The organism is Extibacter sp. GGCC_0201 (assembly GCF_017566055.1).
GTDB lineage: Bacteria > Bacillota > Clostridia > Lachnospirales > Lachnospiraceae > Extibacter.
In genome coordinates this window covers 1-11,548 of record NZ_JABFCH010000014.1, presented here as the reverse complement: position 1 = coordinate 11,548, position 11,548 = coordinate 1, and the positions used below count along the sequence as shown (strand labels likewise).

At 51.8% G+C, this 11,548-nt stretch carries 11 protein-coding genes and 1 pseudogene; 11 read left to right on the top strand and 1 reads right to left on the bottom strand.

The features are described from left to right. Positions 1–6 precede the first annotated feature (6 nt). From HJV72_RS10580 to ptsP, 11 genes are all read left to right on the top strand, one after another. The gene (locus HJV72_RS10580) at positions 7–987 is read left to right on the top strand and encodes an ABC transporter ATP-binding protein (RefSeq protein WP_208070852.1); all 981 of its coding nucleotides are present in this window, start codon (positions 7–9) and stop codon (positions 985–987) included. A 5-nt stretch (positions 988–992) separates the two neighbouring features. Continuing rightward, the gene (locus HJV72_RS10575; protein WP_330618951.1) at positions 993–2,000 is read left to right on the top strand and encodes an ABC transporter ATP-binding protein; all 1,008 of its coding nucleotides are present in this window, start codon (positions 993–995) and stop codon (positions 1,998–2,000) included. Continuing rightward, positions 2,001–3,218, top strand: a complete 1,218-nt coding sequence (locus HJV72_RS10570) for an aminotransferase class V-fold PLP-dependent enzyme (protein ID WP_208070848.1) — start codon at positions 2,001–2,003, stop codon at positions 3,216–3,218. A 1-nt stretch (position 3,219) separates the two neighbouring features. Continuing rightward, on the top strand, positions 3,220–4,500 hold the full coding sequence (locus HJV72_RS10565) for an L-cysteine desulfidase family protein (protein ID WP_208070846.1): 1,281 nt from the start codon (positions 3,220–3,222) through the stop codon (positions 4,498–4,500). A gap of 33 nt (positions 4,501–4,533) precedes the next feature. Continuing rightward, positions 4,534–5,019 (top strand): L-2-amino-thiazoline-4-carboxylic acid hydrolase, encoded by a 486-nt coding sequence (locus tag HJV72_RS10560; protein WP_243765609.1) that lies wholly within the window; start codon positions 4,534–4,536, stop codon positions 5,017–5,019. Between the two features lie 116 nt (positions 5,020–5,135). Further along, a complete protein-coding gene (locus HJV72_RS10555; protein ID WP_208070844.1) occupies positions 5,136–5,786 on the top strand; it encodes a GntR family transcriptional regulator in 651 nt (216 codons plus the stop codon). Positions 5,787–5,827: 41 nt separating this feature from the next. Continuing rightward, the gene (locus HJV72_RS10550; protein WP_208070842.1) at positions 5,828–6,250 is read left to right on the top strand and encodes an RrF2 family transcriptional regulator; all 423 of its coding nucleotides are present in this window, start codon (positions 5,828–5,830) and stop codon (positions 6,248–6,250) included. A 183-nt stretch (positions 6,251–6,433) separates the two neighbouring features. Then, a complete protein-coding gene (locus HJV72_RS10545) occupies positions 6,434–6,874 on the top strand; it encodes an RrF2 family transcriptional regulator (RefSeq protein ID WP_208070840.1) in 441 nt (146 codons plus the stop codon). A gap of 70 nt (positions 6,875–6,944) precedes the next feature. Next, complete coding sequence (locus HJV72_RS10540; RefSeq protein ID WP_208070838.1) at positions 6,945–8,228, top strand: O-acetylhomoserine aminocarboxypropyltransferase/cysteine synthase family protein; 1,284 nt, start codon at positions 6,945–6,947, stop codon at positions 8,226–8,228. Positions 8,229–8,281: 53 nt separating this feature from the next. Continuing rightward, positions 8,282–9,211, top strand: a complete 930-nt coding sequence (cysK, locus tag HJV72_RS10535; RefSeq protein ID WP_208070836.1) for a cysteine synthase A — start codon at positions 8,282–8,284, stop codon at positions 9,209–9,211. 82 nt (positions 9,212–9,293) lie between these two features. After that, positions 9,294–10,919 (top strand): phosphoenolpyruvate--protein phosphotransferase, encoded by a 1,626-nt coding sequence (gene ptsP, locus HJV72_RS10530; RefSeq protein WP_208070834.1) that lies wholly within the window; start codon positions 9,294–9,296, stop codon positions 10,917–10,919. A 366-nt stretch (positions 10,920–11,285) separates the two neighbouring features. On the opposite strand, the pseudogene HJV72_RS10525 reads toward ptsP, so the two are convergent. Continuing rightward, a pseudogene (locus HJV72_RS10525) lies at positions 11,286–11,548 on the bottom strand (Rpn family recombination-promoting nuclease/putative transposase); the annotation flags it as partial.

Below are 11,548 nucleotides of genomic sequence, written 5' to 3'. Positions count from 1 at the left end.
CATATTGTGAGCAAAACATTGTTACACGTGGATAATCTCGTCACGGAATTCTATGGTGAAGCCGGAACGGTCAAGGCAATCGACCATGTGTCCTTCCATGTGGACAGAGGTGAGATTCTCGGTGTCATCGGAGAATCCGGATGCGGAAAGAGCGTGACGTCCATGTCTGTCATGCGGCTCATTCCGGATAATCTTGGGAGAGTCGCGGAAGGTACGATTACCTTTGAAGGCAGAAATACGCTGGAAATGAGCAGGAAAGAGTTTTCTGCTGTTACGGGGAAAGAGATCTCCATGATATTCCAGGAGCCGCTATCTTCGCTGAACCCTCTGCTTACCTGCGGGTATCAGATAGTGGAGACGATACGGCATCATGAGACGGTCAGCAAGAAAGAGGCGTGGAAGAAGGCAGTGGAACTGCTTGACATGGTCGGGATTCCGATGCCTGAAAAAAGGGCTAGGGAATATCCGCATCAGATGTCCGGGGGAATGCGCCAGAGGGTCATGATAGCGATGGCCATCGCCTGCTGCCCGAAGCTGCTTATTGCCGATGAACCGACGACAGCGCTGGATGTGACCATCCAGGCACAGATACTGGATATCATCAAGAGGCTCCGCAGAGAGCTCGGGATGGCCGTCATGTTCATCACCCACGATATGGGCGTGATAGCGGAGGTGTCGGACAGGGTTATGGTCATGTATGCAGGCAGCATAGTGGAGGAAGCACCTGTAAAGAAGTTTTTTGCCTGCCCGCTGCATCCGTATACGAGAGGGCTTTTAAAGGCGATTCCAAGGCCGGACCAGAAGAAGGAGCGTCTGTTCATGATAGAGGGCACGGTTCCAAAACCGTCGGAGAAGATCAGAGGCTGCAAGTTCGCAAGCCGGTGCGACTGTGCCGCGGATATCTGCAGGGAACAAAAGCCCCCGCTCGTGGAGACCGGAGAGGGACAGAAAGTATTGTGCTGGCAGTATGCCATGGAAGACAGGTGATGCATATGACAAATCAAAAGAATGTACAGGATGTCCGGCCTTTGCTGAAAGTAAACCATGTATCCAAGCATTATTCCGCTAAGTCAGGGGCTTTTTCGAGGGATAAAAGGGTGGTCAGGGCGGTCGAAGATATCAGTTTTGAAGTGTATACGAAAGAGACGGTGGGAATCGTAGGAGAATCCGGCTGCGGCAAGACAACACTTGGAAAACTGGTGCTCCACCTGTTCGAGCCGACAAAAGGGGAAGTGCTGTTCGGGGGACAGGATGTGCTGAAATTGAAAGGACAGCAGTTACGTGATTTCAGAAGACATGCCCAGATAGTGTACCAGGATCCGTACACTTCCCTGAATCCGAGAAACACGATTGGTAAGATGATCGGTGAGCCTCTGCTCGTCCAGAAGATTGCGGACAAGAAAGAGGTGCAGGAAAAGGTATTGCATATGCTGGAAGTGGTAGGGCTGTCATCCGATTACTACGGCAGGTATCCGTTTGAGTGCTCAGGCGGCCAGCGGCAGCGGGTCGGCATTGCCCGCGCGCTTATACTGAACCCGAAGCTTATCGTCTGCGATGAAGCGGTATCGGCACTGGACGTATCTACTCAGTCCCAAATCATCAATCTGCTGGACGACATTCAGGAGGAGTTCAACCTTACCTATCTGTTCATCTCCCATGGACTGTCCGTCGTAAGGCATATGTGCAGCCGCGTGATGGTCATGTATCTCGGGAGAATGGTGGAAATCGCGGAATGTGAGGAGCTGTACCATCATCCGCTGCACCCCTACACGCAGGCATTGTTCTCCGCCATCTTGCTGCCGGATCCGGAGAAGGAACAGAACAGGATCATACTGGAAGGCGATGTGCCAAGCCCCGTCAATGTGCCGGCAGGCTGTGCATTCCATACCAGATGCAGATATGCAGACGATCGATGCAGGAAAGAGACGCCTTTGTTGCGGGAAATCGCGAATGGGCACAGTGTGGCGTGCCATCAGGCAGCAAAGCGGGGGAAAGAGTAGATGGATACGATTAAGAAAAACGGCTGCCGGATGGATATAGAACGGATAAGGGCGGACACGCCCTGCGGCAATATCTATATGAACCACGCATCCACGTCCGTTCCTCCGCTGCCGGTCATCCAGGCCGCGGGCCGGTATTATGATATCATCATGCGTTACGGCGCCACAAGCGCAAGGGCAGAAGAACTGACGCAGAAAGCATATGATTTGGCTCTAAAACGAACGGCAGGCCTCATTCATGCTAAGCCGTCAGAGATTGCGCTTATGCCGAACGGCAGTATGGGAATCGGCCTGATTGCTCTTGGGATTCCGTGGGAACGGGGACAAAATATCATATTGGATGAGATGAGCTTCATCAGCAATGCGGCTCCGTGGTTCCAGATCCGCGACCTGTACGGAGTAGAAATCCGATACGCGCCGGCAAAGCTTCCGGGACGAATAGACTGCCAGGCGCTGGAAAGCCTGATTGACCTCAATACCGCGCTTATAGCAGTGACCCATTCGGCAAACAGCCTGGGGGTGCTGCAGGACGTGGAGGCAGCCGGCCAGATAGCGAAGGAAAAAGGTGTCCGTTATCTTGTAGATGCCTCCGGTACGATAGGGGCCGTAGAGATAGACGTGACAAAGTTAAGTTGTGATTATCTGGCAGCAGCCGGGCGCAAATATCTGCGGGGACCTTCCGGATCGGGAATCTTATATGTCAGGGAGAGCAGCCAGCCAGAGCTGAGGGGAAGTATACCGGCCTGGAACAGCGGCGTCTGGGACTACCGTCAGGGAACCTTCTCCTATCACAGGGATATGCAGAAGTGGAATTACGGTGAAAAAGACTATCCGGCCATCTTCGGCCTGTCAGAAGCGGTAAAGTATCTCGAAGATATCGGCGGTGCGGTATGTGTAAAAGACAGGATTAACCTGCTGGCCGGGCGGCTGATCCGCCAGCTTCAGACAATTCCCGGACTGCAGATCATAGGGCCGGAAGAAGCAGAGAAAAGAGCAGGCGTGGTAGGCGTATGTATGGAAGGCAAGAGTATCCGGGAAATCGCGCTGTATCTGAACAGCCACAACGTAGGGATGATGGGACATCACTTCTTCTGTCCCGGAATCCAGAAGCTGTTCCAGATAGAAGGAGTCGCAAGGCTTTCTCTGCACTATTGGAATACGGAAGAAGAAATTGATTATGTGGCAGACCTGTTAATGAGACTGCAAAAGGGTGTATGAAATGAAAAGAGAAGATTACAAATACCAGAGATATCTTCAGATACTGGAAGAAGAGCTGGTGCCCGCCATGGGGTGCACCGAGCCGATAGCTATAGCGTACGGGGCCGCAAAGGCAAGAGAGATACTGGGGGCCATACCCGAGCGCATAGAAGTCTCTGTCAGCGGCAATATCATCAAGAATGTCAAGAGCGTGGTCATCCCGAACACCGGAGGACTGAAGGGCATCGAGGCTGCTGCTGTGGCGGGGGTGATAGCAGGGGATGCAGGCAAGCGTCTGGAAGTCATAGCGGAGGTCTCCGCATATAAGCGTGAGAGCATCCGGGAGTATCTGCGTACACATGGGGTCAAGGTGATGCCGGCGGAAGGAGACTCCCTGTTCGAGATCGGTATCAGGCTGATCCACAAGGAAAGTTATGTCCTGCTGAGGATTGCCCGATACCACACGAATATAGTACGGATTGAAAAAGACGGGAATATCATATTTGAGCAGCTGGAAAAAGCAGAAGCCGATGGCGTGGAAGAAGAAAACCTGCTGAACGTCAAAGACATAGTCGCATTTGCGGATGCCCTTCGTATAGAGGATATCTATCCCGTGATAGAACCGCAGATCAGGTATAACTATGCGATTGCCGAAGAAGGGATAGAAGGCGGATATGGAGCCGGCGTAGGCAGCGTCATACTGGCACATGACGGGGACGGCATAAGGAACAGGGCGAAGGCGATGGCTGCAGCAGGAGCCGATGCCCGGATGGGCGGGTGCGAATCCCCGGTCATAATCGTATCGGGAAGTGGAAACCAGGGAATCGCTGCTTCCGTTCCCGTCATCACTTATGCGAAATATCTGGATAGCGACCAGGAGACACTCGTAAAAGCATTGGCCGTGTCCAACCTTATGACGATATACCAGAGATTGCAGATAGGCAAACTGTCTGCATTCTGCGGGGCGGTAAACGCCGGATGTGCCAGCGGGACAGGCATCGCTTATCTTATGGGCGGACGTTATGAGGAAATCGCGCATACGATCGTTAATTCGCTGGCTATCGTTTCGGGCATCATATGCGACGGTGCAAAGCCGTCATGTGCGGGAAAGATTGCAGCCTCTGTAGACGCAGGGATACTCGGTTATCAGATGTACGAGGACGGCAGACAGTTCAGAGGCGGGGATGGTATCGTCACAAATGACGTGGACGGTACGATCCGTAATGTAGGGAAACTCGGCAGGGACGGAATGAGAGAGACGGATAAGGAGATTATCAGCATCATGATGAATTGCGTGGGCTGATAAGAAATAAAACAATCAAGGAGGATATGAATCATGGCAGAAGAAAGAATGGGAAATGAAAGAGAGACACAGATCAACCGCAATGCAATCGGCCACAGGGCGGCATGGATGGGCCTTATCTACGACGAGGCAGTCAAGGCAGGCGTGGACATCGAGGATGTTATGAGAAAAGCTATTGCAAGGAGAGGAGAGAAAGACGGAGAAAAATTCCGGTCCAGATGTGAGGACGCTTCAGACTTGAGCAGCTTCCGTAAGGTATTCCTCGATGACCTCGGCATGAGTACCTTTGATATGGAAGTAGATGAATGCTCGACGGAAGATTTGAAAATCCAGTTCCATTACTGTCCGCTGCTTGCTGCATGGAAAGACCTTGGCATGGACGACGACCAATGTGCCAGGCTGTGCGATATCGCCATGGACGGTGACCGTAATATCGCAAAAGCGATGGGGCTTAAGTTCGATCTGAATGGTGCGATTGCAGAAGGATGCGCCACATGCAGGCTGCATTTCCACAAGTAGTATACGCAGGGCGTGCATCACATGAAGGGGTATCCAACAGAAGAAAATTCTGGTAGAATAATACATAGGCAAAATACAATGTAAGGTGGAAATCATGCGAAATCAGGAGGACAGAAATGTCAGGTAATATAAAGCTAAAGGATCAGATCTATGAGAATATCTTGAACGAGATTATTGATGGAAATTACAGGCAGAATGACATCATAACGGAGCGTGAGCTGATTGAGAAGCATGGAGTCAGCAAGTCTCCGGTGCGGGAGGCGCTCGTGGAACTGTGCAATGAGAAGATTCTTGAAAGCCGTCCGAGGATGGGATACCAGATATGTCCGATTTCGATTAAGGAGATTTCCGATATTGTGGAGATGCGTGTCGTCCTGGAGACAGCAGCGCTTGAGAAGACCTTTGTCCAACTGAAGGACAGTCAGATAGAACTGTTGAAGAAGGATGTTCTGGAAGCGACGAAGATTCACAGTGAAAAGAAGATAGCAAGATACTGGAAAAGCAATATCAGCTTCCACCTGCTTCTGTGCAGCTTCTGCGGCAATGATAAGATCTGCGAAGCGGTAGAGCGGGCGCTGAAATTCTCTTCCAGAAGTGCGGTACAATATTACTTCTCTTCCAGCGTCCACAGGAACGAGACGACGGCCCAACGGCACATCCTGCTGATAGAAGCTCTGGAAAGGCGGAATCTGGAAGAGGCAAAAGAAGTGCTTAAGGATGATATAATGGACCTGAAACGTGAGATAGTGGAGGGAATCATAGCGTAAGGCAGGGCTGATGAGAAATAACCTGTTGGGAGGAACTGCATATGAAGATATCGACAAAAGGAATCTATGCGTTAGAGATAGCTGCTGACCTTGCGATGCATTCGGACCTCAAGCGTCTGGAAAGTCTTAAGAATATAGCAGAGCGGAGGAAACTCTCAGAAAAATATCTGGAACGCATCGTCAAATCTTTGAAAACCGCAGGAATCGTGTCCAGTGTACGCGGCGCGCAGGGCGGATATTGCCTGGCAAAAGACCCAGGGCAGCTTACCGTGCGAGAGGTGCTGGAAGCAGTGGAAGGGGAACTTGTGCCTGTAGAATGCCTTACAAAAGAAAGCAGCTGCGGTATCGACTGCAGCCTCTGTCCGACACAGGATACGTGGGGGAGGCTCCGGGATGTGATTGTAAGCGTTGCAGACGCGGTGACTGTGGGTGAGATAGCCAAAGTGGCCGCAGAGAAAAGATAGGACTAAGGGCAGGCGCCCGGCGCAGGGATGTATCAACGTACATTCTTGTGCCGGGCGTTCTTCATGTGCGGAGATTTGGAATATTTTTTCAGAAAGTATATTGACATGGTAGGAAAAAAGGTGTATAACATAAAACATATAAATCATATCGATTTAGTAGGAATTAGAATGGAGGCGCCAGAGATGAAGATATCAACCAAGGGCAGATATGGGCTGAGAGCACTTGTGGATATGGCGGCAAATACAAATGGGGAAACAGTGTCCCTCATGCAGACGGCCAGTCGGCAGAACCTGTCGCTGAACTATCTTGAGCAGGTGTTCGGCACTTTGCGCAAAGCAGGTATCGTGGCAAGCGTCAAGGGCGCCGGAGGAGGATACAGGCTTGCAAAAGATGCATCAGAGATAACGGTGAAAGAGATTCTGGAGGCTCTGGAAGGAGAATTCTCGATTGTCAACAGGACACCGGATGAAGGTGAAGATGAAGTGGAAGCGGCTATCCGGGAACTCGTCTGGGATGAAATCGACAGGATGGTGAATGAATTGTTTCAGGAGCGTACCCTTGCCAGGCTCGTGGATGAATATCGGGAAAAGCAGGAACAATTCGTTCCTATGTATTACCTGTAACGGCAGCATGCACAGGACATCACAGACGGAACAATAAAAAGGCGGTATAAGGAAAGCGAGGACAACAGTTATGAGCAGAGATTGGAAATTTGAGACATTGCAGCTACATGTAGGACAGGAGCAGCCAGACCCGGCAAGCGACGCCAGGGCGGTACCTATATACCAGACGACTTCTTATGTATTCCGTGACTGCCAGCATGCGGCAGACCGGTTCTCCCTTGCGGATGCAGGGAACATATACGGCCGGCTCACCAATTCCACGCAGGACATATTTGAGAAGCGCATGGCAGCGCTGGAAGGCGGCGTGGCAGCGCTCGGCGTAGCTTCGGGGGCAGCGGCGATAACGTATACGTTCCAGAATCTTGCCCACGCCGGTGGCCATATCGTGGCAAGCAAATACATATATGGCGGAAGCTATAACCTTCTGGAACATACGCTGCCCGCACAGGGGATAACGACGACGTTTATCGATCCCGATGAAGAAGGGGCGTGGGAAGAGGCAATACAGGACAACACAAAGGCACTGTTCCTCGAATCCATCGGCAATCCAAACGCCAATCTTGCAGATATAGAAAAAGTGGCGGAGACGGCCCACAGGCATGGGATCGTGCTCGTGATGGACAGTACGTTCGCGACACCGTATCTGCTGCGGCCATTTGAACATGGTGCAGATATCGTCGTACATTCGGCCACAAAATTTATCGGGGGGCATGGAACGGCGATTGGCGGCGTAATTATAGACGGTGGCAGATTTGACTGGAAGGCATCAGGCAGATACCCGCAGCTTACCGAACCGGATGCCAGCTATCACGGCGTCAAATTTACCGAGGCGGCCGGGGCGGCGGCATTTGTGACGAGAATCCGGGCAGTCATATTGAGGGACACAGGAGCCACGATGGCGCCGCTGCACGCATTTCTGTTTCTGCAGGGGCTTGAGACGCTGTCTCTGCGGGTGGAACGCCATGTACAGAATACGCTGCAGGTAGTCGATTACCTGAGCAGGCACCCGAAAGTAGAACGGGTGAACCATCCGATGCTGGCAGACAGCCCATACCATAATCTGTACGGCAGATACTTTCCAGAAGGGGGCTGTTCTATCTTTACCTTTGAAGTGAAAGGCGGCGAAGAGGAAGCGAGGCGCTTCATTGATAAGCTGGAAATATTTTCTCTGCTGGCTAATGTGGCAGACGTTAAATCACTTGTCATCCATCCGGCCAGCACGACACATTCCCAGATGACGGAGGAAGAGCTAGGCAATTCGGGCATACGCCCGAACAGCGTACGCCTGTCTGTCGGGACAGAACACATCGACGATATTATCCAAGATCTGGATCAGGCATTGGCGGCAATATAGCCATATATCAGTAAAGCCGGGCAATCCGGCAGCGGAAAAGGAGGAGTTTCATAATGGGACAGATATACAAGAACGTAGAAGAAATGATAGGAAGGACGCCGCTTCTGGAAGTGGCCAGAATTGAGGAGGAAAAGGGGCTGCAGGCAAAAGTGCTTGTAAAGCTGGAGCTTTTCAACCCTGCGGGCAGCGTAAAAGACAGAGCAGCCTTATCCATGCTGCTCGACGCGGAAGAGAGAGGGCTTATCGCCCCTGGTTCGACGATTATCGAACCGACAAGCGGCAATACAGGGATCGGGCTGGCTTCCGTTGCCGCGTCGAGGGGATACCGGACCGTATTTACCATGCCGGAGACGATGAGCATAGAGCGCAGGAAGCTGTTGAAAGGATATGGGGCCGAGATTGTCCTCACGGAAGGTGCCAAAGGAATGCCGGGAGCTATCGCGAAAGCAGAAGAGCTGGCGGCCAAGTCGGAAGATGCTATCGTGCTCGGCCAGTTTGTGAATGAGGCGAACCCGAGAGCGCATAGGGAAACGACAGGGCCTGAGATATGGCAAGACACAGACGGAACGGTCGACATATTCGTGGCAGGCGTAGGTACCGGTGGAACGGTCACAGGTACGGGCGCGTACCTGAAGGAAAAGAACCCGGATATAAAAGTGGTTGCCGTCGAGCCGGCCGCCTCCCCTGTCCTCTCGGGAGGAAAGCCGGGACCGCATGGCCTGCAGGGTATCGGTGCGGGATTTGTTCCGGACATACTGGACACGGACATCTATGATGAGATAATGACAGTAGAAAATGAAGAGGCTTACAATGCGTCCAGGCTTCTGGCTGCAAAGCAGGGTGTTCTCACCGGCATCTCCTCAGGAGCTGCGCTTCATGCGGCAATAACGCTGGCTATGAGAGTGGAAAATAAAGGAAAAACAATCGTAGCACTGCTTCCGGACACGGGAGAGAGATATCTGTCAACTCCGCTGTTTGAGTAAAATATTAGTTCTTGACGGAAGCTGCTATAACGTGTAAAGTTATGTTATTGAACATGAAGAGGCAGTAGAGGATAGAGGTACTATGATTACATTGACAGGGAAGAAAGTTTCGGAAGGCGTCGCAATCGGACGGCTGTCGTTTTACAGGAGAGATACAAAAGAGATCAAGAAGTTTGATGTCAAAGATGTGGAAAAGGAGATCATGAGGTTCCAGAAAGGGCGGGAGAAGGCCCTTCTGGAACTGAAAGACTTGTATACCGATTCCATTAAAGATGTCGGGGAGGCGAATGCCGCCATTTTTGAGATGCAGCAGATGATCCTGGAGGATCAGGATTATATTGACGCGATTACCGGTGTGATACTGGAACAGAAGCTGAACGCGGAGTATGCGGTACAGTCTGCTTCGGAGCGGTTTATTGAGACGTGCGTGCAGGAGGGGAAGAATTATGTCCAGGGGCATGACACGGATATCCGAGACGTGTCAAGCAGGCTCGTGCGTATTCTGTCCAGAAGCTGGAAAGACAAGCTGCTTACGGATGAACCAATCGTGCTGGCGTCTAATGAAATATATCCGAGCGAAGCGGTGCAGCTTGATAAGACGAAGATTCTCGGGTTTGTCACGAGATACGGCGCAATCAACTCACACACCGCAGTGCTGGCAAGAACGATGGGGATTCCTTCTGTCATCGGACTTGGAGAGGCGCTGAAGAAGGATTATGACGGCAAGACCATCATCATCGACGGTTTTGAGGGAAAGATATACATAGAGCCGGATTACACGACGCTAACGAGGATGAAGCAGAAGAAAGAAAGCAATGTGTCACAGGTGAAGAATCTGGAGCGTCTCAAGGGAAAGGATAACGTCACCCAGAGCGGGCAGAGGATTGACATCTGTGCCAATATCGGCAAACGGGAAGACATAGAAAATGTACTGCGCAGCGACGCCGGCGGTATCGGCCTGTTCCGGAGCGAGTTCCTCTATATGGAGAACAGGCATAAGCTGCCCACCGAAGAGCAGCAGTTCCAGACATATAAGCTGGCAGCCGAGGCCATGGGAGCGAAGCGTGTGGTCATAAGGACGGCTGACCTGGGCGGCGACAAGCAGGCAGAATGTCTTGATTTCGGAGAGGAGAGCAACCCGGCGATGGGATACCGCGGAATCCGCATCTCCCTCGATAAGGACGAGATGTTCAAGACCCAGCTGCGGGCTATACTGCGCGCCTCGGTATTTGGCAATGTTTCGATCATGTTCCCGATGATCACATCGCTCGATGAGGTGCAGAGCGCGAAGGTGATGCTGGAAGCGGCCAAGCGCGAGCTCAAAGATGAAAAGACAGCTTTTGATGAAGATATACAGGTTGGCGTAATGATAGAGACTCCGGCCGCTGTAATGATTAGCGGGGAACTCGCCAGAGAGGTGGACTTCTTCAGCATAGGGACGAACGACCTGTCACAGTATACGATGGCGGCGGACCGGCAGAACGGCAGAATCAGCAGATATTATGACCCGCATCATCCCGCACTGCTCAAGATGATCCGTATCGTGACGAACAATGTACACCTGGAGGGGAAAAGAATCAGTATCTGCGGAGATCTGGCGGCAGACCTGACGCTGACAGAGTTCTTTATCCAGATAGGCATAGACGAATTATCCGTGACACCACCTCAGGTACTTGGACTCAGGAAGAAGATCCGGGATATCCAGTAATTGGGGGGGGTAGTAAAGTGGCTGCGGTCAGGGAGCCGGGTGGCATCTGCTCCGATGCGACCGAGGCTTCGACTAGTCCACGGAATCCTAACTTTGCGGCAGAGTCGCTGATAGCAGCTCCTCTTCCGCAAACCAAGGATTCCGGGACGGATTCTCCGCCTCTTACGCTTGCACCTGCGCATCTTCCACCCGGCTCCCCGCCCGCTATCTACTTCACTAACAAGGGCGAGGGCGGTCGTGAGGCGTTGCTGGCCAGCGGATGGCCGCTGACTGCGCGAGATGAATGATAAAATATGACAAGTTTAATATGTGCAGCAAAGAACAAATTGGTCGATGTTGAGCATTAACATACGTCTCCAGCGGCGTCTATATTACTTGAACCCCCAGTTCTTTCATAAGCCCACGAATCGTCTCTTCGGACTCTTCCAAAGCCTCGGCGATTTCCTCGACAGACTTCCCTTTTTCAAGCTTCTTCTTTAGTAAATCTGTAAGCGCTTCTTTACGCCCTTCTTTCACCCCTTCGTGTCTTGCCTCTTCTTTCTCATAATATTTCTCTTCCCATGCCTGCATATATTTCACCCCGACTTCTTCACTATTGCGTACCTTCCGGACCCGGTCGTGGATGCGGC

Coding starts and splice junctions, on each gene's coding strand:
- HJV72_RS10550 (WP_208070842.1), top strand. CDS start 5,828: ATGAAGATATCGACAAAAGGAATCTATGCGTTAGAGATAGCTGCTGAC.
- HJV72_RS10570 (WP_208070848.1), top strand. CDS start 2,001: ATGGATACGATTAAGAAAAACGGCTGCCGGATGGATATAGAACGGATA.
- HJV72_RS10565 (WP_208070846.1), top strand. CDS start 3,220: ATGAAAAGAGAAGATTACAAATACCAGAGATATCTTCAGATACTGGAA.
- cysK (WP_208070836.1), top strand. CDS start 8,282: ATGGGACAGATATACAAGAACGTAGAAGAAATGATAGGAAGGACGCCG.
- HJV72_RS10560 (WP_243765609.1), top strand. CDS start 4,534: ATGGCAGAAGAAAGAATGGGAAATGAAAGAGAGACACAGATCAACCGC.
- HJV72_RS10545 (WP_208070840.1), top strand. CDS start 6,434: ATGAAGATATCAACCAAGGGCAGATATGGGCTGAGAGCACTTGTGGAT.
- HJV72_RS10540 (WP_208070838.1), top strand. CDS start 6,945: ATGAGCAGAGATTGGAAATTTGAGACATTGCAGCTACATGTAGGACAG.
- ptsP (WP_208070834.1), top strand. CDS start 9,294: ATGATTACATTGACAGGGAAGAAAGTTTCGGAAGGCGTCGCAATCGGA.
- HJV72_RS10575 (WP_330618951.1), top strand. CDS start 993: ATGACAAATCAAAAGAATGTACAGGATGTCCGGCCTTTGCTGAAAGTA.
- HJV72_RS10555 (WP_208070844.1), top strand. CDS start 5,136: ATGTCAGGTAATATAAAGCTAAAGGATCAGATCTATGAGAATATCTTG.